The following is a 23805-nucleotide window of genomic DNA, read 5'->3' as shown; positions in this document are numbered from 1 at the left end:
CCCCAGCGTTGCGGCTAATCGTCTGGTTTAATCGATACCGACACCCGAGAACACGTTGCGACCGAACGGGCTGACTTTGAACCCTTCGATCCTGGCGCTTAATGGCTGGTTGACCGTCGAGTGGGCGACAGGCGTGATCGGCACTTGCTGTTTAAGCAATTGCTGAGCCTGTTTGTAGAGCATGGTGCGCTGGTCGCGGTCAGTGACGACCTTGGCCTGTTTGATCAGCTTGTCGTAAGCCGGGTCGCACCACATGGAATAGTTGTTGCCGCCGATGGCATCGCAGCTGTACAGCGTGCCGAGCCAGTTGTCCGGATCGCCGTTGTCACCGGTCCAGCCGATCAGACTGATGTCGTGCTCGCCGTTCTTGGTGCGCTTGATGTACTCGCCCCATTCGTAGCTGACGATTTTTACTTTCAGACCGATCTTGGCCCAGTCAGCCTGGAGCATTTCGGCCATCAGTTTGGCGTTGGGGTTGTACGGACGCTGCACCGGCATCGCCCACAGGGTGATTTCGGTGCCTTCTTTGACACCGGCAGCCTTGAGCAGCTCTTTGGCTTTTTCCGGGTTGTAGGCGGCGTCTTTGATGCTGTCGTCGTAGGACCATTGGGTCGGTGGCATGGCGTTGACGGCCAGTTGACCGGCGCCTTGATAAACAGCGTTGAGAATCCCTTGTTTATTTACCGCCATGTCCAGCGCCTGACGCACTTCGAGCTGGTCGAAGGGTTTGTGGCGCACGTTATAGGCGATGTAGCCGAGGTTGAAACCCGGCTTGGAGATCAGTTGCAGTTTCGGGTCGGCCTTCAGCGCTTCAACATCGGCAGGGCGCGGATGCAGGGTGATCTGGCATTCGCCGGCCTTGAGCTTCTGCACGCGCACCGAGGCGTCGGTATTGATCGCGAAGATCAGGTTGTCGAGTTTGACCCGGCTCGGATCCCAGTAATGTTTATTACCGGTGTAACGAATGTTCGAGTCTTTCTGATAACTCTTGAACACGAACGGCCCGGTGCCGATCGGTTTCTGGTTGATGTCGCTCGGCTTGCCTTCGGCCAGCAGTTTGTCGGCGTATTCGGCGGACAGGATGGCGGCGAAGCTCATGGCGATGTTCTGAATGAACGCGGCGTCGACGCTGTTGAGCGTGAACTCCACGGTCAGCGGCCCGGTCTTTTCGACCTTGGCGATGTTCTTGTTCAGGCTCATCCCGTTGAAGTACGGGAACTCGGTTGGATAAGCCTTACGGAAGGGCTGCTGTACATCCAGCATGCGATTAAACGTGAACAACACGTCATCGGCGTTGAAGTCGCGGGTCGGTTTGAAGTACGGCGTTGTATGAAACTTCACACCTTCACGTAAGTGAAAGGTGTATTTCAGGCCATCCTCGGAAATATCCCACGTGGTTGCCAGGCCCGGGACGACATTGGTCGCGCCTTTTTCGAACTCGACCAGACGGTTGTAGATCGGTTCGGCGGCGTCGTTATCGGTCGCTGTCGTGTACTGCGCGGTATCGAAACCCGCCGGGCTGCCTTCAGAGCAGAACACCAGACTTTTGCTGGCGGCGAAACTGGTGGACGCGGCGGCCATCAGGCCGGCGCCCAGCAATGCGGAAAAAATCAAGGTATGGCGCATGACGCTCCCTCTTTTTTAGTGTTGTTCAATGCGCCGCCGTCCCATCCTGAGACGTTTGGCTGCATCGAGCTCAAACCAGTACGTACGGCAAACCGGTGGCCCACGCAGAAACTGGTCAGTACCCGACGGTAGGGGCCGCGGTCCTGGCAGTAAATGCGTAAATGCCTTAAAGCTCGTAGGAAAAGGCGACGCGTCCTATACCACTGTGGTAATCCGCAGCGGAATTGGCTGTAGGCAATTTCCTAACTTCCCGGCAGGTAAAACAACGGCGACGTCAAAAACGTCGCCGTTGCAGTGCCTTATTTGCTGACGCTGACGCCGTAGAAGGAGTTCAAGCCGAATGGGCTGATCTTGAAGTCCTGCACGTTGGCGCGCATGGGTTGGTACACCGTCGAGTGAGCGATAGGTGTCATTGGAACTGCATCTTTGAGGACGTGTTGCGCCTGTTTGTACAGTTCGGTGCGCTTGCCCTGATCGGTCGTGCGCTTGGCTTCTTTGACGAGGCCGTCGAACTTCTTGTCGCACCACTTGGAGAAGTTGTTGCCGCTGAGCGAGTCGCAACCGAACAGCACGTTCAGCCAGTTGTCCGGATCACCATTGTCACCGCTCCAGCCAATGATCATGGCCTGGTTCTCGCCACCTTTGGAGCGCTTGATGTACTCGCCCCATTCGTAGCTGGTGATCTTCACTTTCAAGCCGATCTTGGCCCAGTCGGACTGGAGCATTTCAGCCATCAGTTTGGCGTTCGGGTTGTACGGACGCTGTACCGGCATCGCCCACAGCACGATCTCGGTCCCTTCCTTGACGCCGGCTTCCTTGAGCAGCTGTTTGGCTTTCTCAGGATCGTACTTGGCATCTTTGATGGTGGTGTCGTAAGACCATTGGGTCGGCGGCATGGCGTTGACCGCCAGTTGGCCTGCGCCCTGGTAAACCGAATCGATGATCTGCGGCTTGTTCACTGCCATGTCCAGCGCCTGACGTACGCGCAGGTCTGCCAGCGGGTTGGCCTCGTTGCTGCCCTTGACCTTGTCCATCACGTTGTAGGCGATGTAACCCAGGTTGAAACCAGCCTGGTCAGGCATCTTCAGGGTCTTGTCTTCTTTCAGCGCTTTCAGGTCGGCCGGACGCGGGAACAGGGTGACCTGGCACTCGTTCTTTTTCAGCTTCTGAATACGCACCGACGGGTCGGTGGTGATCGCGAAGATCAGGTTGTCGATCTTCACGTCTTCAGGCTTCCAGTAGTCCTTGTTGCCGGTGTAACGGATGTTGGAATCTTTCTGGTAGCTCTTGAACACGAACGGACCAGTGCCGATCGGCTTCTGGTTGATGTCGGCAGCCTTGCCTTCCTTGAGCAGCTGGGCAGCGTACTCGGCGGACTGTACCGAGGCGAAGCTCATCGCCATGTTCTGGATGAACGCGGCATCAACTTCTTTCAGAGTGAACTTGACGGTGTGGTCGTCGACTTTATCGATCTTGGTGATGTTGGTGTCCATCCCCATGTCGGTGAAGTACGGGAATTCGGTCGGGTACGCCTTACGGAACGGGTCATCCTTGTTAATCATGCGATTGAAGGTGAACAGCACGTCGTCGGCGTTGAACTCACGAGTCGGCTTGAAATACGGGGTGGTGTGGAATTTGACGCCTTCGCGCAGGTGGAAGGTGTACGTCAGGCCGTCATCGGAAATGTCCCACTTGGTCGCCAGACCAGGAATCACAGCGGTGCCGCCGCGCTCGAACTGGGTCAGACGGTTGAACATGGTTTCGGCTGAGGCGTCGAAGTCGGTTCCGGTGGTGTACTGGCCTGGGTCGAAACCGGCCGGGCTGCCTTCGGAGCAGAACACCAGGTTAGTCGCAGCGGATGCGAAAGGTGCGGAGGCTAACAAGCCTGCGCCGACTAAAAACGGAATGACCGCGTGTTTAAGCATGTTGGCCTCATGATTTGTTGTCATTTTTTAGTTGTGAGGTACGACCTCGTGAGTCGTGCCTGCGGATACTTATGCAGGGGCCATACCCATTGCAAGATCCAGAGTGACTGCCGGCCTCAAAGCGTGGCACGAACGTACCTTAATGTCGCATCTGTATAACTTCTGACGCATTTGACCGTTTGCGGGCGGTTTTTACGGTGCAAATGAAGCCCCAAAACGGTGCGTTGGTCACGTTGTGCGCGCCGCCTTGGGGCTTGGTGTTACTTATTTATACCCACGCCATAGAAGGGGGTTAGACCGAACGGGCTGATCCGGAAATCAGTGACTTCCTTGCGCAGCGGTTGGAACACCGTGGAGTTGGCAATCGGCGTGATCGGCACCTGCTGTTTGAGGATCAGTTGCGCCTGTTGATAGAGTTTTACCCGTTGATCTTTGTCGGTGGCCAACTTGGCCTGTTGCACCAGGTTGTCGTAGGCCGGATCGCACCATTTGGCGTAGTTGCTGCCTTTTACCGCCGCGCAGCTGTAGAGCACGCCCAGCCAGTTGTCCGGGTCACCGTTGTCACCTGTCCAACCATAAATCATGGCGTCGTGTTCGCCATTTTTCGCGCGTTTGATGTACTCGCCCCATTCATAGCTGACGATGTTGGCCTTGATGCCGATTTTCTCCCAATCCTGCTGGATCATCTGTGCCGACATCCGCGCATTCGGGTTTGAGGCGCGTTGCACTGTCATTGCCCAGAGGTTGATGGTTGTACCCGGCGCAACCCCTGCTTCTTTCAGTAGCACCCGCGCTTTTATCGGGTCGTAGGGGGCGTCCTTGATGTTCGAGTCATACGACCATTGCGCTGGCGGCAAAGCGTTTTGGGCCAACTGGCCGGCGCTTTGGTAAACGGCTTTGATGATTGCCGGTTTGTCGATGGCCATGTCCAGCGCCTGTCGAACCTTGAGCTGGTCGAGAGGGGCGTGGGTGGTGTTGTAGGCGAGGAAACCGAGGTTGAAACCGGCCTGCTTGAGCACACGCAGGTTCGGGTCTTTTTCCATCACTTCGATGTCGGCCGGACGTGGGTAGCCGCTGACCTGGCATTCGCCGGCCTTGAGCTTCTGCAGGCGCACGGCGGCGTCGGGAGTGATCGAGAAAATCAGGTTATCGATCTTCACGTCTTCGGGTTTCCAGTAGGCCGTGTTGGCGGCGTAGCGGATTTGCGAATCCTTTTGGTAGCGCTTGAACACGAACGGGCCGGTGCCGATCGGCTTCTGGTTGAGGTCGGCGGCTTTGCCTTCCTTCAACAGTTGCGCGGCGTATTCAGCTGATTGCACCGAGGCGAAGCTCATGGCGAGGTTTTGCACGAACGCGGCGTCGACGTTGTTGAGGTTGAAGCGCACGGTCTGGTCGTCGAGTTTTTCTACCGATTTGATTGTGGTGTTCAGGCCCATGTCGGTGAAGTAGGGGGACTCGGCGGGGTAGGCCTTGCGGAAGGCGTTGTCCGGGTCGAGGAGGCGCTGGAAGGTGAACAGCACGTCGTCGGCGTTGAAGTCGCGGGTCGGTTTGAAGTAGTCGGTGGTGTGGAATTTTACGTTTTGGCGCAGGTGGAAGGTGTATTGCAGGCCATCCGGGGAGATGTCCCATTTTGTTGCCAGGCCGGGTTCGATGTCGGTGCCGCCGCGTTTGAATTGGGTGAGGCGGTTGAAGACGGTTTCGGCGGAGGCGTCGAAGTCGGTGCCGCTGGTGTATTGGCTGGGGTCGAAGCCGGCGGGGCTGGCTTCGGAGCAGTAGACCAGGGTTGTGGCGTTTGCTAGCGGGGCGGTTGTGGCCAGGGCCAGGGAGATCAGGAGCGGTTTTAGGGTGAATCTTGGCATGGAATCCCCGGGAAGATTGGAGGTGGTTGTTGGTTGAGGTTAGCGGGGAATAGCGGGGTATCGGAAATATCGTTTTTCTCGGGGGAGTGTCTATCTCGGTATATCTGGGCGTTTTTTTATTGGGTACATATCCGTTGCTTCGGTTATGGCGGCTTAGGGTTCCGCCCTTACGGCGGGTCACTTTTTCCAGACGCCGAAAAAGTAACCAAAAAGGCTTGCTCCTGCGTGCGGCCCGCTCGCTGGGGCTCGGGGTTCCTTCGCTGCGGGATCGATCCGGGCGCAGCGTCTCCGGTTTGCTTCGCTGCACCTACTCCCGCTGTGTTTGGCTGCGCCAAACGGTCGCTGCACCTACTCCCGCTGTGTTTGGCTGCGCCAAACGGTCGCTGCGCTCCCACGCCCGGATCAATCCCTCCACTCAGCCTTCCGACGTCGCCCGTGGATCAAGATCAAGAGCAGGCGAGCTGACACTCGGCCTATTGAGTGGTGAAGAGCGGGTGGTCGGCTTTGGTTTTTTGGTGGATTCGCCCCTCACCCCAGCCCTCTCCCTAAGGAGAGGGAGCCGATTTGTGGGCTTTTCAAAATCTGAGTTCAACGCGGTATTGCACGTCGGCGTAACTCTTCCAAACACCACGGTCAGTCCCCTCTCCCTCTGGGAGAGGGCTAGGGTGAGGGGCTTTTGATCTGTTTCAGAATCTGGATTCGACTCGGTATTTCAAGTCGGCGTATCTGTCCCAAACACCACGGTCAGTCCCCTCTCCCTCTGGGAGAGGGCTAGGGTGAGGGTTGGCTTTTGGCTGTTTAAATCTGTGTCAGATAACCAGAACCTTCCCACAAGGTTTTCAGGTTGTCCGTCGGACGTCGGCTCTCTAGGCTCTGGGTGTCGCTGAATGTTCAGTGATCGGGTGTGAGAACCCGCCGAGCTTGAAACTAGCACCAGTAAGACCATAATTGCGGCCGGCTTATTTGCTGTCGCAATGCCTTATGGCGGCTGTGTGCGGGCAGACTTCGGTCTGGCCGGTTTTCTGCTCACCGGTTTCTCACTCCGCACATAGCTGCCACCCTTTGCCACGTGAGAAATGGCTGAGGGTGGCTCGAATGACGAGCAGATTTTCATGAAAGATAAAATTGTCCCCGATCCACCACTCGAATCCACATCCCCACTCGAAGACGCCATCCGCGCCGACGACCAGATCAAAACCCGCGAAGCCATCAAACGCGCCCTGGATTTCTACCTCAGCCCCGAACCTATCAAGCCTCGCCAACCCAGCACGATGTTCCTGATCCAGCCAAACATCGACACCGAAAGCCTGCTGGCGCATGCCTGTGAATCACTGGCGTCGGCGAACACCCTTATCGGTAACTTTGCCGATCAGTTGGGCCGGCCCGAGCGTAATACGGCGTTGGCGATTCAGCAGATCATTATGCTGGCCGAGTTGGCGGTGAATCGGGCGCTGGATCGGGTTGATCCGCAGACCTGAGACCGCGTTATCGTTCATCGCGAGCAGGCTCACTCCTACAGGGGAATGCATTCCAAATTGTAGGAGTGAGCCTGCTCGCGATGGCGACGGAACATTCAACACAAAATTTGTGGGCACAAAAAAACCGCCAATCATTCACCGATCGGCGGCTTTTTATTCAGCCCACATCAAATCACTGCATCAACACTTCAATCGAACCATCAGCGGTCATGCTGACTTGGCTCGTACCCGCTTCAACTTCCGGCGTAACCGGCGCGGAATCCATGGCCGCCGCTTTCATCATCATCGGTGCGCGCAGGTACGGCTGCGGATAACCGTTGCTGTTGAGGTTCAGGTTGACGATTTTGTAGCCCTTGCCGCCCAGTGCGTCGGTGGCCAGTTGGGCGCGGGCCTTGAAGGCGGTCACTGCTTCTTTGAGCAACTGGTCTTCACTGGATTTGCGGGTCGGGTCGGCGATGGCGAAGTCCATGCCGCCCATTTTCAGGTCGCCCAACAGTTCGCCGGTGAGTTTGGACAGGGCGGCGAAGTCGGCGCTTTCCAGGCGCAGTTCGGCGCGTTCACGCCAGCCGGTGATCTTCTGGCCTTTGGTGTCGTAGATCGGGTAGCTGTTGCGGCTGCCTTGGCGCAGAGTGATGTCTTTGACTTGCTTGGCCTGGGCCAAGGCCTTGTTCATGGTGGTGCTGACGTCTGCGGCGAGTTTCGCCGGGTCGGTGTTTTGCTCTTCGGTGTAGAGGGTGACGATCATCAGGTCGCGGGCGACTTCCGTGCTGACTTCGGCGCGCAGGGAAATCTGGTTGTAGTGCAGCTCATCGGCGGCCAGGGCCGGAAGGCTGGCGACGCTGCCGACGGTCAGGGCGAGAAGGGCGGCGCTGCGGCGAAATGTGTGCATGAAAGCTCCTTGATGAGGGCGCAGGTGATGGTTCGGGGGCCTGCGTGAAACCATCAGACTCTAGCTTTTATGATCCGGTTCGCCCAGTTACAACTTCTATACAGATGGCCGGGGCTGCTGCGCAGCCAATCGCGAGCAGGCTCCCTCCCACAGGGGAATGCATTTCAAAGGTGGGAGCGAGCCTGCTCGCGAAGAGGCCCTTATAGCCGCCGAAGATGTTTTCGCCATGTGGTCGTTTGCCGCACTTTCGCCTCTCAAGGCCGCGCGTTGGTTATACTCCGTGCGATCCGCCTGGAGCGCTCATCAGGAGAGCTCATGCTCGCCCCCGTACAACTGACTTCCGCCACTCGCCAGAACCTCTGGCGGCTGACTTTCATCCGCACCCTGGTGCTCGCCGCGCAGGCTGGCTCCGTAGGCCTGGCCTACTGGCTGCAATTGTTGCCGTTGCCGTGGGTGCAACTGGCGATGACCCTCGGCTGCTCGACGCTGCTTTGCGTGTTCACCGCCGTGCGTCTGCGTACTTCGTGGCCGGTCACCGAGCTTGAATATGCGCTGCAACTGGCCTGTGATCTGGTGATCCACAGTGCGCTGCTGTACTTCTCCGGTGGTTCGACCAACCCCTTTGTTTCCTATTATCTGGTGCCGCTGACCATCGCTGCGGTGACGCTGCCATGGCGCTATTCGGTGATTCTCTCCGGCATCGCGCTGGCGCTGTACACCGTGATGCTGACGCGTTTCTATCCGCTGGAAACCCTGCCAGTGGCCCGCGAGAACTTGCAGATCTACGGCATGTGGCTGAGCTTTGCACTGGCAGCGGCGGTGATCACCTTCTTCGCCGCGCGCATGGCTGAAGAGCTGCGCCGTCAGGAAGAATTGCGTGCGATCCGCCGTGAAGAAGGCCTGCGCGATCAGCAATTGCTCGCCGTCGCCACCCAGGCCGCTGGTGCCGCCCATGAACTTGGCACACCGCTGGCGACCATGAGCGTGTTGCTCAAGGAGATGCAGCAGGATCATCCCGACCCCATGCTGCAGGATGATCTGAAGGTGCTGCAGGATCAGGTCAAACTCTGCAAGGAAACCTTGCAACAACTGGTGCGTGCCGCCGAAGCCAATCGTCGCTTGGCCGTCGAGATGCAGGACGTCACCGACTGGCTCGACGAAGCGCTGAACCGCTGGCACCTGATGCGTCCGGAGGCCAGTTATCGCTTCCACCGCCTCGGCCAGGGCACCGTGCCGCGCATGGCGCCGCCGCCGGATCTGACTCAGGCGCTGTTGAATCTGCTCAACAACGCCGCCGATGCCTGCCCGGAAAATCTCAAAGTGACTCTGGACTGGGACGTCGAGAACCTGACCATCAGCATTCGTGACCACGGCGCCGGTGTGCCGCTGGCCATCGCCGAACAGATCGGCAAACCGTTTTTTACCACCAAGGGCAAAGGTTTCGGCCTGGGCCTGTTTTTGAGCAAGGCCAGCGTGACACGCGCCGGCGGCTCAGTGAAACTCTATAGTCATGAGGAAGGCGGCACGCTCACCGAGCTGCGCCTGCCCCACGGCGCCCGAGGAGACCAACATGAGTGACGAAATCCAAGTCGAAGGCGAAGAACTGCCGCATTTGCTGCTGGTCGACGACGACGCAACGTTTACCCGAGTGATGGCCCGCGCGATGGCTCGTCGTGGCTTTCGCGTCAGTACTGCCGGCTCGGCCGAAGAAGGCCTGACCATTGCCCAGGCCGATCTGCCTGATTACGCTGCGCTCGACCTGAAAATGGACGGCGACTCCGGTCTGGTGCTGCTGCCCAAGCTGCTGGAGCTGGACCCGGAAATGCGCGTGGTGATCCTTACCGGTTATTCGAGCATTGCCACCGCGGTCGAAGCGATCAAGCGCGGCGCCTGCAATTACCTGTGCAAACCGGCCGATGCCGACGACGTGCTGGCCGCGTTGTTGTCCGAGCACGCCGACCTCGACAGTCTGGTGCCGGAAAACCCGATGTCGGTTGACCGCTTGCAGTGGGAGCACATCCAGCGCGTGCTCACCGAGCACGAAGGCAACATCTCCGCCACTGCCCGCGCTCTGGGCATGCACCGCCGTACCCTGCAGCGCAAACTGCAGAAGCGCCCGGTTCGTCGCTGAACCTGCGCTGAACGACTATCGCCAGCGCTCGCGATAAAACGCACCGATCATCTATGATCGGTGCGTGTCTGTTCTTTTCTATATCGAGCTTTATCCATGAATCAGAACGCTGAATATTCCGCGGTCAACGATGCTGTGCGCGGGCAGTTTTTTCGCAAGGTTTGGGCGATCATCACGCCGTACTGGCGCAGTGAAGAGAAGGGCAAAGCCTGGACGTTGCTGATTGCGGTGATCGCGCTCTCGCTGCTGAGCGTGGGCATCTCGGTGTGGTTCAACACCTGGTACAAGGATTTTTACAACGCCCTGCAAAAGAAGGATGAAGTGGCGTTCTGGCGTTTGATTCTGTATTTCTGCGGGATTGCGGCGGTGGCAATTGTCGGTGCGGTGTACAGGCTCTATCTGACGCAGATGCTGACGATTCGCTGGCGGGCCTGGCTCACTGAAAAGCATTTCTCGCGTTGGCTTGCCGACAAGAATTACTACCAGTTGGAGCAGGGCGGTTACACCGATAACCCGGACCAGCGTATTTCCGAGGACCTCAACAACTTCACCTCCAACACCCTCGAACTGGGTATCGGCCTGCTGCGCAATATCGTCAGTCTGGTGTCGTTCTCGATCATTTTGTGGGGCGTGTCGGGTAGCATCGAAATCTATGGCGTCACCATTCCCGGCTACATGTTCTGGTGTGTGCTGGTGTATGCGGTGGTGGGCAGCTGGCTGACGCATTTGATTGGTCGTCGCTTGATCGGACTGAACAACCAACAACAACGTTTCGAAGCTGACCTGCGTTTTTCCATGGTGCGGATTCGCGAGAATGCCGAAAGCATCGCGTTGTACAACGGAGAGCCGAACGAAAATCGTCGTCTGAGCGCCCGCTTCGGCAATGTCTGGCACAACTTCTGGGACATCATGAAAGTGTCCAAGCGCCTGACCTTTTTCACCGCCGGTTACAGTCAGGCGGCCATTATCTTTCCGTTCATCGTGGCTTCGCCGCGTTACCTTGCCGGCAAGATCGAGCTGGGTGAGCTGATGCAGATCAGCTCGGCATTCGGCAACGTCCAGGAGAGTTTCAGCTGGTTCATCAGTGCGTACCAGAGCCTCGCTTCCTGGCGTGCCACCTGTGATCGTCTGCTGAGTTTCCGTCAGGCCATGACCGACAACGAAGAACGCACGCCAGCAATCGACGTGCAGAATCAGGGCAACGAATTGCAGGTGCACAAACTCGGTCTGGATCTGGCCGACGGTCGTCATCTGCTGACCAGCGCCGACATGACCGTCGAAGCGGGTGAGCGCGTGATGCTCAGCGGCCGTTCCGGCAGCGGCAAGTCGACGCTGTTGCGGGCGATGGGCCATTTGTGGCCGGCGGGCCACGGCAACATCCGTTTGCCGGCGGCGCGTTATCTGTTCTTGCCGCAAAAACCCTATCTGCCGATCGGTACTCTGCGCGAGGCGTTGAGTTATCCACAACCGGGAGACACTTACGCGCCGGAGCGTTATGCACAAGTGCTGGAAACCTGCCGCTTGCCGCATCTGGTCGCGCGGCTGGACGAGGCCAATCACTGGCAACGCATGCTATCGCCGGGCGAACAGCAACGACTGGCCTTCGCTCGCGCAATGCTTTACGCACCGCAATGGCTGTACATGGACGAAGCCACTTCGGCGATGGACGAGGAAGACGAAGCGACGCTATATCAGGCACTGATTGATCAGTTGCCGGGGCTGAGCATTGTCAGCGTCGGCCATCGCAGCAGTTTGAAACGCTTCCATCCACGGCACGTGCGGATCGACAGCGGCCATCTGGTTGAACAAACCGTGACTGCCTGATCACCGCAAATCCCTTGTAGGAGCTGCCGAAGGCTGCGATCTTTTGATTTTAAAGATCAAAATAAAAAGATCGCAGCCTTCGGCAGCTCCTACAGGAACGTCGTGTTGACAGTGATCGTACAACCCGCTTGAGCTATCATGCCCACAAGCCGAATTTTCGAGACTAGATGCACACCATGGAAAACCTGATTGACACCCCGCGTCTCCCACGCAAGCGCCGCAGCCTGGCCCAGGAACTGGTGACGGTGCTGAGCGAGCAGATCCGCGATGGCCTGCTCAAACGCGGTGACAAACTGCCTACCGAGTCGGCAATCATGGAAGCCCATGGCGTCAGCCGCACCGTGGTGCGCGAGGCGATTTCCCGTTTGCAGGCTGCTGGCCAGGTGGAAACCCGCCACGGCATCGGCACCTTCGTACTCGACACGCCGAGCCCGAGTGGTTTTCGTATCGACCCGGCCACTGTCGTCACCCTGCGTGATGTGCTGGCCATTCTCGAGTTACGTATCAGCCTCGAAGTGGAATCTGCCGGCCTTGCCGCGCAACGTCGCAGCGCCGAGCAACTGGCGACCATGCGCGCCGCGCTCGATGCGCTCAACGAAAGTGCAGCCCACGCCAGCGATGCTGTGGCGTCGGACTTTGCTTTTCACCTGGAAATCGCGCTGTCCACCGGCAACCGCTATTTCACCGACATCATGACCCACCTGGGCACCAGCATCATTCCGCGTACGCGGCTGAACTCGGCGCGGCTGGCCCATGATGATCAACAGCACTACATGGGGCGCCTGAGCCGTGAACACGAAGAAATCTACGACGCGATTGCCCGTCAGGATTCCGATGCGGCGCGTGCGGCGATGCGGCTGCACCTGACCAACAGCCGCGAAAGACTGCGCCAAGCCCATGAAGAGGCGCAGGCGCAGGGTTGAAGTGGTTACTGTATTACTCGCAAGTCGAGTGGGTCTGTATAAGGATTGCCATTTATGGAATACCAAAGGCGCGCAATTGAGGCGGTAAGCTTCGATTTCGGGATTTCAAATAAAAGCGCCTTCCCTAGATTATCTTCTGTTATTTCTCTCGGATATCTCTCGGTGCCGGTAAGCAATATCAGCTCAAACTCGACTCGATCGCCCACCCTAGGGTTAGGGTAGCTACCAAGGATTACATAAACTGGATCATCCACATCTTTCAGGCGAAGAATCCAACTTCCATTCTCTAAAACGGCGCCAACGATCTTCAACTTCGGATAATCTTGTTCTGATGAGCCCATCTCTAAACTCCTTTCTCTAAATGATTAAGCCGTGATTCGATCCACAGCATCGCGCAGGTTTGTTTCGTCACGGACTTGGTCAGTAGGAACGAGGAAAAAATGGCTGGCACCTGTAAGAAATACCAGTTCAGACGAACGGTGGATCTGTTGATAGCTTGCGCCAGACCGTTAAAAGTACAGGCGCAATACGAGCATCAGCCCGCGATCTGCAACGTCAACACCTCCGAAAACGGCTCCATACTCGATTCATCGACAAACTTGTAACGCAGTTCAATCTGCCTGTTCAGGTACGGACGTAGCACCTCTTTAGGCAACTGCAACTCGATCCCCGTCAGTTTTTCCATCTCGTCCTCGGCATCGTCCCAGGTGCCAGTGTCCACTTCCTCGCCTGCCCATTCCGGCTCTTCCGGGTCTTCACCGAGAATCGGGTAGACGCTCCAGTTCGCCGGAAAATCGCTGGAGTCCGGGACTTGTACGATCAATACATCGGGTAGCGCGGATAGCTGAAGGGTGAGGGGGGCAGAGGCAGAAGAGGCGATTTGCGCGAGGGTCGGTGCAGCATAATTCACAAACATTTCGGTTTCCTTCGAAGGTCCGCCACGATCCTTCGTGGCAGTCGTCGCACCTTACCCGGCGTTTCTCCAACGCTCAGTAAACGAATCTTGACCAGACATTTCCGCGCTAGAACCCTTTAAACACGGGCTTTTGCGACGATTTCTGCCAAGCCTTAAACAGCTTTGTCCGACAAAAAAACACCCACAACGATGAAATGCAGTTGACGGTTATTATTTAAGTTGTACGATGACCTACAACTTCAGCGAAGGCTGAACGGACCAATCACAAAAAACGTTGCTACCAGGGTGTTCGAATAATGAATCCACAAGAACTGAAGTCCATCCTCTCTGCCGGCCTGCTGTCTTTCCCGGTGACCGATTTCAACGCGCAGGGCGATTTCAACCGCGCCGGCTACATCAAACGTCTGGAGTGGCTGGCTCCGTATGGCGCTTCAGCCTTGTTCGCCGCCGGCGGCACCGGTGAGTTCTTCTCCCTGGCTGCCAGCGAGTACTCGGAAATCATCAAGACTGCCGTCGACACCTGTGAAACCAGCGTGCCGATCCTCGCCGGTGTCGGTGGTTCGACCCGTCAGGCCATCGAATACGCTCAGGAAGCCGAGCGTCTGGGCGCCAAAGGTCTGTTGCTGCTGCCGCACTACCTGACCGAAGCGAGCCAGGACGGTGTTGCCGCTCACGTTGAAGCCGTGTGCAAATCGGTCAACATCGGCGTAGTCGTTTACAACCGCAACGTTTGCCGCCTGACCGCGCCGCTGCTGGAACGTCTGGCCGAGCGCTGCCCGAATCTGATCGGGTACAAGGACGGTCTGGGCGATATCGAGTTGATGGTGTCGATCCGTCGCCGCCTCGGTGATCGCTTCAGCTATCTGGGTGGCCTGCCGACCGCCGAAGTCTATGCCGCCGCCTACAAGGCGCTGGGCGTACCGGTTTACTCTTCGGCGGTGTTCAACTTCATTCCGAAAACCGCGATGGACTTCTACCACGCGATCGCCCGTGAAGATCACGCCACCGTCGGCAAGATCATCGACGACTTCTTCCTGCCGTACCTGGATATCCGTAACCGCAAGGCCGGTTATGCCGTGAGCATCGTCAAGGCAGGCGCGAAAATCGCCGGCTATGACGCAGGCCCGGTGCGGGCGCCGCTGACCGATCTGACCGGTGAAGAGTACGAAATGCTCGCCGCGCTGATCGACAAGCAAGGTGCGCAGTAACACCCGATAAAAGCGAGGCCGCTGAGCAATCAGCGGCTTTTTGCGTGAAGGCTTTGAGATGTGAGGGCTGCCCCTGTGACAACTGCAAAACGCTACGACAACTACATCAACGGCGAATGGGTTGCCGGTGCCGACTACTCGGCCAACATCAACCCGTCCGAACTGAGCGACACCATCGGCGATTACGCCAAGGCTGATCTGACTCAGGTTCACGCCGCCATCGACGCTGCCCGCGCGGCATTCCCGGCGTATTCGACTTCGGGTATTCAGGCCCGTCACGATTCGCTGGATAAAGTCGGCACGGAAATCCTCGCCCGTCGTGAAGAGCTCGGCACCCTGCTGGCCCGGGAAGAGGGCAAGACCCTGCCTGAAGCCATCGGTGAAGTGACCCGCGCCGGTAACATCTTCAAATTCTTCGCCGGTGAATGTCTGCGCCTGTCAGGCGACTACGTGCCGTCGGTGCGTCCGGGCGTCAACGTTGAAGTGACCCGCGAAGCGCTAGGCGTGGTGGGTCTGATCACTCCGTGGAACTTCCCGATCGCGATTCCTGCGTGGAAAATCGCCCCGGCGCTGGCCTACGGCAACTGCGTGGTGTTGAAACCGGCCGATCTGGTGCCGGGCTGCGCTTGGGCACTGGCGGAAATCATTTCCCGCGCAGGCTTCCCGGCTGGCGTGTTCAACCTGGTGATGGGCAGCGGTCGCGTGGTTGGCGATGCGTTGGTGCAGAGCCCGAAAGTCGACGGCATCAGCTTCACCGGTTCGGTGGGCGTGGGTCGTCAGATCGCGGTCAACTGCGTGTCGCGCCAGGCCAAGGTTCAGCTGGAAATGGGCGGCAAGAACCCGCAGATCATTCTCGATGACGCCGACCTCAAACAAGCGGTCGAGCTGTCGGTGCAGAGCGCGTTCTACTCCACCGGCCAGCGTTGCACCGCGTCGAGCCGTTTGATCGTCACCGCCGGGATTCACGACAAGTTCGTTGAAGCCATGGCCGAGCGCATGAAGTCGATCAAGGTCGGCCACGCACTGAAATCCGGCACCGATATTGGTCCAGTTGTTTCGCAAGCGCAGCTGGAACAGGACATGAAGTACATCGATATAGGCCAGTCCGAAGGTGCGCGTCTGGTCAGCGGCGGCGGTCTGGTAACTTGCGACACCGAGGGTTACTTCCTCGCGCCAACGCTGTTTGCCGACAGTGAAGCGTCGATGCGCATCAGCCGCGAAGAGATCTTCGGCCCGGTGGCCAATATCGTTCGCGTAGCTGACTACGACGCGGCGCTGGCGATGGCCAACGACACCGAATTTGGTCTCTCGGCGGGTATTGCAACCACCTCGCTGAAGTACGCCAACCACTTCAAGCGCCATTCGCAGGCCGGGATGGTCATGGTCAATCTGCCGACCGCTGGCGTCGATTACCACGTTCCGTTCGGTGGCCGTAAAGGTTCATCCTATGGATCACGTGAGCAAGGCCGCTATGCGCAAGAGTTTTACACGGTCGTGAAGACCAGTTACATCGGCTCCTGATACACGCAATACCCCTGTAGGAGCTGCCGAAGGCTGCTCCTACAGGGAATAGATGCAAGACCAAAGAAGATTCACCCGCGCATAAAAATAATCAGTGGGAGTACATCTACATGCAATCGTCCAAGCCGACTCACGTCCGCTATTTGATCCTGCTCATGCTGTTTCTGGTGACCACGATCAACTACGCCGACCGTGCGACTATCGCCATCGCCGGTTCCAGCCTGCAAAAAGACCTCGGTATCGACGCGGTCACCCTCGGTTACATCTTCTCCGCATTCGGTTGGGCCTATGTGGCCGGGCAAATTCCCGGTGGCTGGCTGCTCGATCGCTTCGGCTCGAAAAAAGTCTATGCCCTGAGCATTTTCACTTGGTCGCTGTTCACCGTGCTGCAAGGCTTTGTCGGTGAGTTCGGCATGTCCACCGCCATCGTTGCGCTGTTCATGCTGCGCTTCCTGGTCGGTCTGGCTGAAGCGCCATCCTTCCCCGGCAACGCGCGCATCGTCGCCGCTTGGTTCCCGACCGCTGAACGCGGCACCGCTTCGGCGATCTTCAACTCGGCGCAATACTTTGCCACCGTGTTGTTCGCACCGCTGATGGGCTGGATCGTTTACTCCTTTGGCTGGGAGCACGTGTTTATCGTTATGGGCATCCTCGGGATCATCTTCTCGCTGGTCTGGCTGAAAGTGATCTACAGCCCGCGTGAGCACCCGCGTATCAACGAAGCCGAGTTCAAACACATCGCTGAAAACGGCGGCATGGTCGACATGGACCAGAAGGGCAAAAAGTCCGACGGTCCGAAGTGGGATTACATCCGTCAGCTGCTGACCAATCGCATGATGCTCGGCGTGTATCTGGGCCAGTACTGCATCAACGGCATCACTTACTTCTTCCTGACCTGGTTCCCGGTGTATCTGGTGCAAGAGCGTGGCATGACCATTCTCAAGGCGGGTTTCATCGCCTCGTTGCCGGCAATCTGCGGCTTTATCGGCGGCGTACTCGGCGGGGTGATTTCCGACTACCTGCTGCGCAAGGGCCACTCGCTGACCTTCGCCCGCAAAGCGCCGATCATTGCCGGCCTGCTGGTTTCCAGCAGCATCGTTGCCTGCAACTATGTTGAAGTGGAATGGATGGTCGTTGGCTTCATGGCCCTGGCCTTCTTTGGCAAAGGCGTTGGCGCACTGGGCTGGGCGGTGGTTTCCGACACCTCGCCAAAACAGATCGCCGGTCTGAGCGGTGGCCTGTTCAACACTTTCGGCAACATCGCTTCGATTACCACGCCGATCGTGATTGGCTACATCATCAGCTCCACCGGTTCGTTCAAATGGGCGCTGGTGTTCGTCGGTGCCAACGCACTGGTCGCGGTGTTCAGCTATCTGGTCATCGTTGGCCCGATCAAACGTGTGGTACTCAAAGAGCCGCCAACCAATGGCGGTACTGAAGCCACCGGCAAATTGTCCCAAGCGCATTCCTGAGGAGCGGCGTCATGCAGTTGATTGAACATTCCGACTCGCCGCGCCACATCCGCCTGCACGAGCGGGACAATGTGGTGGTAGTGGTCAACGACCAGGGCGCCCCGGCCGGCACTGAATTTGCCGATGGCCTGGTGACGCTGGAATTTGTGCCGCAGAGCCACAAGGTCACCCTCGAAGACATTCCCGAGGGCGGCCAGGTGATTCGCTACGGTCAGGTGATTGGCTACGCGTTGCAGCCGATTCGCCGAGGCAGTTGGGTCAAGGAAGATCAACTGCGCATGCCGACCGCGCCGCCGCTGGACAGCTTGCCGCTGTCCACCGAGGTGCCGGACGCGCAGGCACCGCTGGAGGGCTTCACGTTCGAGGGCTATCGCAACGCTGACGGCACCGTCGGCACGCGCAATATTCTCGGCATCACTACGACCGTACAGTGCGTCACCGGCGTGCTTGATCACGCGGTAAAACGCATCAAGGAAGAGCTGCTGCCGAAGTATCCGCACGTCGATGACGTGGTGGCGCTGACTCATAGTTACGGTTGCGGCGTGGCAATTACCGCCACCGACGCCTACATCCCGATTCGCACCGTGCGCAATCTGGCGCGCAACCCGAACCTCGGTGGCGAGGCGTTGGTGATCAGTCTGGGCTGCGAGAAATTGCAGGCCGCTCAGGTCATGCACGAAGACGATGCGTCGGTGGATCTCAGCGATCCTTGGCTGTATCGCTTGCAGGATTCCAGTCACGGTTTCACCGAGATGATCGAGCAGATCATGGAACTGGCTGAAGTCCGTTTGAAGAAGCTCGACCAGCGCCGCCGCGAAACCGTGCCGGCGTCCGAGTTGATCCTCGGCATGCAGTGCGGTGGCAGTGATGCGTTTTCCGGCATCACCGCCAACCCGGCGCTGGGTTATGCCTCGGACTTGCTGCTGCGAGCGGGGGCGACGGTGATGTTTTCCGAAGTCACCGAAGTGCGCGATGCGATTTACCTGCTGACTTCACGCGCCGAAAGCAAAACCGTTGCCGAGGAACTGGTGCGCGAGATGGACTGGTACGACCGTTACCTGGCCAAGGGCGAGGCGGATCGCAGCGCCAACACCACGCCGGGCAACAAGAAGGGCGGGCTGTCGAACATTGTCGAGAAGTCGCTGGGCTCGATCGTCAAATCCGGCAGCAGCGCGATCAATGGCGTGCTTGGCCCTGGCGAGCGCTTCAAGCAGAAGGGTTTGATTTTCTGTGCGACCCCGGCGAGTGATTTTGTCTGCGGCACGTTGCAGTTGGCGGCGGGAATGAACCTGCATGTGTTCACTACCGGGCGTGGCACGCCGTATGGTTTGGCGATGGCGCCGGTGGTGAAAGTCTCGACGCGGACAGAGTTGGCGCAACGTTGGCCGGATCTGATCGACATTGATGCCGGGCGGATCGCGACCGGGCGCGCGACGATCGAGGAATTGGGTTGGGAGTTGTTTCACTATTACCTGGATGTTGCGAGCGGCAAACAGCAGACGTGGGCGGAGAAGCACAAGCTGCATAACGACATTACGTTGTTCAATCCGGCGCCGATTACCTGATGTGTGATCGGCTTGCCCTCACCCCAGCCCTCTCCCGGAGGGAGAGGGGGCCGACCGAGTTGTCTTGCGCTGTACATCGACCTGAAAAATCGGGTCGATTATGGATTCAGCGATGTCATTTCAGGTCGGTGGATTTTTAGAATATCCCCCGATCGGTCCCCTCTCCCTCGGGGAGAGGGCTAGGGTGAGGGGCTTTTGCTTTATCATTGGCATCCAACGACGCTCACCCAAGGCTCCCCGGCATGCTGGCAATTTTCCTCGAAACCCTGAACATCACCGCGCCGGTGTTTGCCATGCTGTTTCTCGGTGTGCTGCTCAAGCGCATCGACTGGATCAACGACAATTTCATCCACACCGCCTCCTCGCTGGTGTTCAACGTGACCATGCCGGCGTTGCTGTTTCTCGGCATCCTGCACGCCGATCTGCATGCTGCGCTGCAACCGTCCCTGCTGATCTACTTCTCCCTCGCCACGCTGGTGAGTTTTGCCCTGGCCTGGGGCTGGGCGATTTTCAAATGCCCGCGTGAAGATCGCGGCATCTACACCCAGGGCGCGTTTCGCGGCAACAACGGCGTGATTGGTCTGGCACTGGCGGCGAGCATGTACGGCGATTACGGGATTTCTCTCGGGGCGATTCTCGCGGCGCTGGTGATCCTGTTCTACAACACGCTGTCGACCATCGTGCTCGCGGTATACAGCCCGGTGATCAAATCCGATCCGTGGAGCATCTGCAAAAGCGTGTTCAGCAATCCGTTGATCATCAGCGTGATTGCGGCGGCGCCGTTTGCCTATTTCAAGATCGGTTTGCCGGGCTGGCTGGAGACCTCAGGTCAATATCTGGCGCAGACCACCTTGCCGCTGGCGTTGATCTGCATTGGCGGCACACTGTCGCTGGCGGCGTTGCGCAAGAGCGGTAGCATGGCGCTCAGTTCCAGCCTGGTGAAGATGATCGGTTTGCCGGTGCTGGCGACGCTCGGCGCGTGGTTGTGGGGATTTCGCGGGGCGGAACTGGGAATTCTGTTTTTGTATTTCGGCAGCCCGACGGCGGCGGCGAGTTTTGTCATGGCCCGGGCGGCGCAGGGCAATCATGAACTGGCGGCAGCGATTATCGTGATGACCACGTTGATGGCGGCGATCACTACCAATATCGGGATCTTTGTTTTGCAGTGGGGTGGGTGGATATAAAGGCAAGATCAAAAGATCGCAGCCTGTGTCAGCTCCTTGTATGTTGCCCTCACACCAGTCAATTGAGATCTAAGCTCGCTGGTGCGGACATACGAAGATGTGTTTCTGGGGGAGACCGATCGCTCCTAAAGGCAGGACTTGCTCCTGACCTTGTCTGTAGAGAGGTCCCCCCGCCTCATTGCCCACCACGAAGAGTATCGAGAAGCCGACAAGTCGGACTTCGCATTACAAGGTTGCAGTGGCATGAAGTTCGAGGTCAGGGGAACCAGGATGCATTTCTAACCCAGTTCACTCGGAGTTGAAAGCATGAGCATGCATGTCGGTTTGGATGTGGGGTCTCGCACGACCGCCATGGGCTGGCGCAACGACGGCCGTTTTGCAGGGGCCTGCAACATCGACCAAACACCCGCCGGGCGCAAAGCAGCGGTCAACAGGTTGCTTGAGCTCAAGCCTTTATCCGTAGTGATGGAGGCCACCGGCATCTATTACCTGGATTTGGCCATGGAGCTCACCGCGGCGGGTTTGCCCGTTTCGGTTATCAACCCGAAGAGCTTTCATAACTTTGCCAAGCTGATGCTGAAAAACAGCAAAACCGATGCGATCGATGCCCAGTTGCTAGCCGAATACGGCGAACGCATGAGCCCAAAATTGTGGACGCCGCCCACGACCATACAGTTGGAACTGCGGGCTATCGGAAGGCATATCAATCGTTTGACGTGTCATCGCACCCGAGCCAAGAACGAGCTGCATGCGCTGAAAGCTACTCAAACAACCGTGAAAATGCTGATTGAAGACGAAGAAGAAGCCATTGAAGCTTTTGACAAGCGAATCGAGCGTTTCAGGCTCGCAGGTCGGGCGCTGATCGACAACTGCCCGACGCTAAGCGCCCAGTTTGGGCACATGATCGCAGCGCCGGGCATGGGCGAAATTTCAGTATTTGCGGCACTGGCTGAATTGACGACCTTGCCAGTGACACTTAAGTCCGCGCAGGTCAGCCGACATGCAGGACTCGATGTGCGGCTTACGCAATCAGGTACCAGCATCGATAAACCTGGGCGGATAAGTAAGGGCGGAAACGCCTACCTACGTTCAGCGATGTACATGCCAGCGCTGACTGCCATACGTTGCGACAGCAACGTGAAAGCCTTTTACGAAGCGTTGATCGGGCGAGGGAAGAGAAAGATGCAGGCTATCGTCGCCGTCATGCGCAAATACCTGACCGGCTTGTGGGCCTGCATGCGAGCCGGCGAAGATTTCAATACGGCCAAGCTTTTTTGCGCAAAAGATCTCGCAAAAGCTTGACCGTGAACAGAGTATCTACAGGAGACCGCATTTCCATGTAGGAGCTGCCGAAGGCTGCGATTTTTTAGCTTTTCTCGTAACTGTCGATCACTTCCTGCGCAGCCCGAAACGCATCAATCGCCGCCGGTACGCCGGCATACACCGCGCAATGCAGCAGCGCCTCACGGATCTCGTCCACCGTGCAGCCGTTGTTCAGCGCGCCGCGCACATGGCCTTTCAACTCTTGCGGGCACTTCAATGCGGTCAGCGCTGCAAGCGTTATCAGACTGCGAGTCTTCAGCGGCAAACCTTCACGATTCCACACACTGCCCCAGGCATGCTCATTGACGAAATCCTGCAGCGGCTGGGTGAACTCGGTGGCGTTGCCCAAGGCGCGATCAACAAACGCATCGCCCATTACCTGGCGGCGGACTTCAACCCCGGACTTCTTCGATTCGGTCATGGTTTTTCACTCTTGTGGTGTTGGCGGCGCCAGGCGCGGATCGACGTGAACAGCAAAAACGTCAGCAGCGTCGGCAGGACATAAAACAGCATCAGCCGCTCCAGCTTGCCGGCCAGTGGCATGCCGGTGGTGAACGACACCACGTGCAGCCCGTAAACCAGATACAAACCGAGCAGCAACAAACCTTCGGCGCGGGTCACGCGGTAGCCGGAATAGAACACCGGCAGGCACAGCGCGGCGACGCCGAGCATCACCGGCAGGTCGAAATCCAGCGCGTTCGGCGACACCGACAGCGGCGTCGGCGCGATCAATGCGGTCAGGCCGAGTACCCCGAGCAGATTGAACAGGTTGGCACCGATCACGTTGCCCACGGCGATGTCGCGTTGCCCGCGCAATGCCGCGATCAGCGAGGTTGCCAGTTCCGGCAGCGAAGTGCCGACGGCGACCACGGTCAGGCCGATCACTCGCTCGGAGAATCCCAGATCCGTGGCCACCACGACGGCAGCGCCCAGCAGCAGATGCCCGGCGAATACCAGCATTGCCAGACCGATAACGATCATCAGCAAGCTGCTGATCCACGAGGCTTGCACTGCTTCGGCATGTTCCGAATGCGGCCGGGTCGAGTGCCGCGATTGACGCAGCAGCAAGCCGAGGTACAACGCCAGTGCGCCCAGCAGCAGGAGGCCGTCGAAGCGACCGATCTCTTCATTCCAGGCCAGGACGAACACCAGCAGGGTGGCACCGATCATCAGCGGAATATCGAGCCGCACCAGTTGCCGCGAGACGCGCAGCGGAATGATCAGCGCCGACAGGCCGAGGGTGACGAGGATATTGAAGATACTGCTGCCGACCACGCTGCCGACGGCGATGTCCGGGTTGTGCGCTAACGCTGCCTGCAGGCTGACGGCCATTTGCGGCGCGCTGCTGCCAAGGGCGACGATGGTCAGGCCGATGATCAGCGGCCGCACATGCAGGCGCGCCGCCAGACGCACCGCTGCGCGCACCATCAGTTCGGCGCCGAAGATCAGCAGGCACAGGCCGGCGAGCAGTTCGATCACGCTGATGAGAGGTAAGTCGGCTAGTCCGAAAATGGTCGGCGCTCCATCAGTCGTCGAGGGCTTGCACGCGAACCCGTGCGGTGCCGCTGCGCAGCATGCCGAGCTGTTCGGCGGCCTCGCGGGATACGTCGATCAGGCGCCCACGGGTGTGCGGGCCGCGGTCGTTGATGCGGACCACGACGGATTCATCGTTTTTCAGGTTGGTGACCTTCACCCGTGTGCCAAAGGGCAGCTGGCGGTGGGCGGCGGTCAGGGAATTCTGGTTGAACGGCTCGCCACTGGCGGTGCGTTTACCGTGGTGCTTGGCACCGTAATAGGAAGCGACGCCGGTCTGGTCGTAACCGTGCGGGTCGATGGTGCCGGTGCTGGCGCAACCGGCCAGCAAAGAGAGCAGGGCAAAAAGGCTGAGCAGACGCTTCATTCAAGGTTTCCCGAAAACAAATGTAGGAGTGAGCCTGCTCGCGATCGCGCAATGTCAGACA

Annotated in this window: 20 protein-coding genes; 11 read left to right on the top strand and 9 right to left on the bottom strand. The window is 58.3% G+C overall.

The features are described from left to right. Positions 1 to 27: 27 nt before the first annotated feature. The 3 genes from ACOYXE_RS18310 to ACOYXE_RS18300 form a co-directional block, all read right to left on the bottom strand. The gene (locus ACOYXE_RS18310; protein ID WP_460926381.1) at positions 28 to 1626 is read right to left on the bottom strand and encodes an ABC transporter substrate-binding protein; all 1599 of its coding nucleotides are present in this window, start codon (positions 1624 to 1626) and stop codon (positions 28 to 30) included. Positions 1627 to 1925: 299 nt separating this feature from the next. Beyond that, positions 1926 to 3551: an ABC transporter substrate-binding protein gene (locus ACOYXE_RS18305; protein ID WP_007917611.1), complete on the bottom strand. Its 1626-nt coding sequence runs from the start codon at positions 3549 to 3551 to the stop codon at positions 1926 to 1928. A 260-nt stretch (positions 3552 to 3811) separates the two neighbouring features. Next, positions 3812 to 5410, bottom strand: coding sequence for an ABC transporter substrate-binding protein (locus ACOYXE_RS18300; protein WP_460926380.1), 1599 nt, complete (start codon positions 5408 to 5410; stop codon positions 3812 to 3814). 1112 nt (positions 5411 to 6522) lie between these two features. Between ACOYXE_RS18300 and ACOYXE_RS18295 the strand changes: the two genes are divergently transcribed. Then, entirely contained in the window at positions 6523 to 6888 is a 366-nt protein-coding gene (locus tag ACOYXE_RS18295) for a DUF6124 family protein (RefSeq protein WP_238785221.1), read from the top strand. Between the two features lie 172 nt (positions 6889 to 7060). Here ACOYXE_RS18295 and ACOYXE_RS18290 read toward each other — a convergent pair whose 3' ends face one another. After that, on the bottom strand, positions 7061 to 7777 hold the full coding sequence (locus tag ACOYXE_RS18290) for an SIMPL domain-containing protein (protein ID WP_095119498.1): 717 nt from the start codon (positions 7775 to 7777) through the stop codon (positions 7061 to 7063). 315 nt (positions 7778 to 8092) lie between these two features. Here ACOYXE_RS18290 and ACOYXE_RS18285 point away from each other — a divergent pair, with 315 nt between their 5' ends. The 4 genes from ACOYXE_RS18285 (at position 8093) to ACOYXE_RS18270 (ending at position 12655) form a co-directional block, all read left to right on the top strand. After that, a complete protein-coding gene (locus ACOYXE_RS18285; RefSeq protein ID WP_007915316.1) occupies positions 8093 to 9355 on the top strand; it encodes an ATP-binding protein in 1263 nt (420 codons plus the stop codon). After that, positions 9348 to 9908: a response regulator transcription factor gene (locus ACOYXE_RS18280; RefSeq protein WP_003221630.1), complete on the top strand. Its 561-nt coding sequence runs from the start codon at positions 9348 to 9350 to the stop codon at positions 9906 to 9908. The genes ACOYXE_RS18285 and ACOYXE_RS18280 overlap by 8 nt, the downstream gene beginning before the upstream one ends. A gap of 96 nt (positions 9909 to 10004) precedes the next feature. Next, positions 10005 to 11732, top strand: coding sequence for an ABC transporter ATP-binding protein/permease (locus ACOYXE_RS18275; protein WP_460926379.1), 1728 nt, complete (start codon positions 10005 to 10007; stop codon positions 11730 to 11732). A gap of 176 nt (positions 11733 to 11908) precedes the next feature. Continuing rightward, complete coding sequence (locus ACOYXE_RS18270) at positions 11909 to 12655, top strand: FadR/GntR family transcriptional regulator (protein ID WP_456024199.1); 747 nt, start codon at positions 11909 to 11911, stop codon at positions 12653 to 12655. Between the two features lie 5 nt (positions 12656 to 12660). Here ACOYXE_RS18270 and ACOYXE_RS18265 read toward each other — a convergent pair whose 3' ends face one another. Together ACOYXE_RS18265 and ACOYXE_RS18260 are read right to left on the bottom strand one after the other, a co-directional pair. Continuing rightward, positions 12661 to 12996, bottom strand: a complete 336-nt coding sequence (locus tag ACOYXE_RS18265) for a hypothetical protein (protein WP_460926378.1) — start codon at positions 12994 to 12996, stop codon at positions 12661 to 12663. A gap of 194 nt (positions 12997 to 13190) precedes the next feature. Further along, complete coding sequence (locus ACOYXE_RS18260; RefSeq protein WP_460926377.1) at positions 13191 to 13571, bottom strand: hypothetical protein; 381 nt, start codon at positions 13569 to 13571, stop codon at positions 13191 to 13193. A gap of 296 nt (positions 13572 to 13867) precedes the next feature. Between ACOYXE_RS18260 and kdgD the strand changes: the two genes are divergently transcribed. From kdgD to ACOYXE_RS18230, 6 genes are all read left to right on the top strand, one after another. Beyond that, a complete protein-coding gene (gene kdgD / locus ACOYXE_RS18255; protein ID WP_016984321.1) occupies positions 13868 to 14779 on the top strand; it encodes a 5-dehydro-4-deoxyglucarate dehydratase in 912 nt (303 codons plus the stop codon). 75 nt (positions 14780 to 14854) lie between these two features. Further along, positions 14855 to 16300 (top strand): aldehyde dehydrogenase family protein, encoded by a 1446-nt coding sequence (locus ACOYXE_RS18250; RefSeq protein ID WP_123375760.1) that lies wholly within the window; start codon positions 14855 to 14857, stop codon positions 16298 to 16300. Between the two features lie 110 nt (positions 16301 to 16410). Further along, positions 16411 to 17772 (top strand): MFS transporter, encoded by a 1362-nt coding sequence (locus ACOYXE_RS18245; RefSeq protein WP_095049741.1) that lies wholly within the window; start codon positions 16411 to 16413, stop codon positions 17770 to 17772. 11 nt (positions 17773 to 17783) lie between these two features. After that, positions 17784 to 19337, top strand: a complete 1554-nt coding sequence (gene garD, locus ACOYXE_RS18240) for a galactarate dehydratase (protein ID WP_160055851.1) — start codon at positions 17784 to 17786, stop codon at positions 19335 to 19337. A 242-nt stretch (positions 19338 to 19579) separates the two neighbouring features. After that, the gene (locus tag ACOYXE_RS18235; protein ID WP_034154462.1) at positions 19580 to 20521 is read left to right on the top strand and encodes an AEC family transporter; all 942 of its coding nucleotides are present in this window, start codon (positions 19580 to 19582) and stop codon (positions 20519 to 20521) included. 306 nt (positions 20522 to 20827) lie between these two features. Beyond that, the gene (locus tag ACOYXE_RS18230) at positions 20828 to 21823 is read left to right on the top strand and encodes an IS110 family RNA-guided transposase (RefSeq protein ID WP_460926376.1); all 996 of its coding nucleotides are present in this window, start codon (positions 20828 to 20830) and stop codon (positions 21821 to 21823) included. A gap of 64 nt (positions 21824 to 21887) precedes the next feature. Here the strand turns inward: ACOYXE_RS18230 and ACOYXE_RS18225 are convergent, their stop codons facing one another. From ACOYXE_RS18225 to ACOYXE_RS18215, 3 genes are read right to left on the bottom strand one after another with little or no spacing between them, the layout of a single operon-like run. Further along, positions 21888 to 22265, bottom strand: a complete 378-nt coding sequence (locus ACOYXE_RS18225; RefSeq protein WP_160055853.1) for a carboxymuconolactone decarboxylase family protein — start codon at positions 22263 to 22265, stop codon at positions 21888 to 21890. Next, positions 22262 to 23323 carry a calcium/sodium antiporter gene (locus tag ACOYXE_RS18220; protein WP_160055855.1) on the bottom strand — a complete coding sequence of 354 codons (1062 nt, stop codon included), beginning with the start codon at positions 23321 to 23323 and terminating at the stop codon, positions 22262 to 22264. The genes ACOYXE_RS18225 and ACOYXE_RS18220 overlap by 4 nt, the downstream gene beginning before the upstream one ends. Positions 23324 to 23369: 46 nt before the next feature. Then, positions 23370 to 23744, bottom strand: a complete 375-nt coding sequence (locus ACOYXE_RS18215; protein WP_160055857.1) for a septal ring lytic transglycosylase RlpA family protein — start codon at positions 23742 to 23744, stop codon at positions 23370 to 23372. Positions 23745 to 23805: the final 61 nt, after the last annotated feature.

It is taken from the genome of Pseudomonas sp. MC6, from assembly GCF_054790575.1.
The sequence above is the reverse complement of the archived record's forward strand: the minus strand, read 5'-3'. Positions and strand labels throughout refer to the sequence as shown.

Coding starts and splice junctions, on each gene's coding strand:
- garD (WP_160055851.1), top strand. CDS start 17,784: ATGCAGTTGATTGAACATTCCGACTCGCCGCGCCACATCCGCCTGCAC.
- ACOYXE_RS18280 (WP_003221630.1), top strand. CDS start 9,348: ATGAGTGACGAAATCCAAGTCGAAGGCGAAGAACTGCCGCATTTGCTG.
- ACOYXE_RS18260 (WP_460926377.1), bottom strand. CDS start 13,571: ATGTTTGTGAATTATGCTGCACCGACCCTCGCGCAAATCGCCTCTTCT.
- ACOYXE_RS18225 (WP_160055853.1), bottom strand. CDS start 22,265: ATGACCGAATCGAAGAAGTCCGGGGTTGAAGTCCGCCGCCAGGTAATG.
- ACOYXE_RS18295 (WP_238785221.1), top strand. CDS start 6,523: ATGAAAGATAAAATTGTCCCCGATCCACCACTCGAATCCACATCCCCA.
- ACOYXE_RS18275 (WP_460926379.1), top strand. CDS start 10,005: ATGAATCAGAACGCTGAATATTCCGCGGTCAACGATGCTGTGCGCGGG.
- ACOYXE_RS18270 (WP_456024199.1), top strand. CDS start 11,909: ATGGAAAACCTGATTGACACCCCGCGTCTCCCACGCAAGCGCCGCAGC.
- ACOYXE_RS18265 (WP_460926378.1), bottom strand. CDS start 12,996: ATGGGCTCATCAGAACAAGATTATCCGAAGTTGAAGATCGTTGGCGCC.
- ACOYXE_RS18215 (WP_160055857.1), bottom strand. CDS start 23,744: ATGAAGCGTCTGCTCAGCCTTTTTGCCCTGCTCTCTTTGCTGGCCGGT.
- ACOYXE_RS18290 (WP_095119498.1), bottom strand. CDS start 7,777: ATGCACACATTTCGCCGCAGCGCCGCCCTTCTCGCCCTGACCGTCGGC.
- ACOYXE_RS18230 (WP_460926376.1), top strand. CDS start 20,828: ATGAGCATGCATGTCGGTTTGGATGTGGGGTCTCGCACGACCGCCATG.
- ACOYXE_RS18310 (WP_460926381.1), bottom strand. CDS start 1,626: ATGCGCCATACCTTGATTTTTTCCGCATTGCTGGGCGCCGGCCTGATG.
- ACOYXE_RS18245 (WP_095049741.1), top strand. CDS start 16,411: ATGCAATCGTCCAAGCCGACTCACGTCCGCTATTTGATCCTGCTCATG.
- kdgD (WP_016984321.1), top strand. CDS start 13,868: ATGAATCCACAAGAACTGAAGTCCATCCTCTCTGCCGGCCTGCTGTCT.
- ACOYXE_RS18300 (WP_460926380.1), bottom strand. CDS start 5,410: ATGCCAAGATTCACCCTAAAACCGCTCCTGATCTCCCTGGCCCTGGCC.
- ACOYXE_RS18235 (WP_034154462.1), top strand. CDS start 19,580: ATGCTGGCAATTTTCCTCGAAACCCTGAACATCACCGCGCCGGTGTTT.
- ACOYXE_RS18305 (WP_007917611.1), bottom strand. CDS start 3,551: ATGCTTAAACACGCGGTCATTCCGTTTTTAGTCGGCGCAGGCTTGTTA.
- ACOYXE_RS18285 (WP_007915316.1), top strand. CDS start 8,093: ATGCTCGCCCCCGTACAACTGACTTCCGCCACTCGCCAGAACCTCTGG.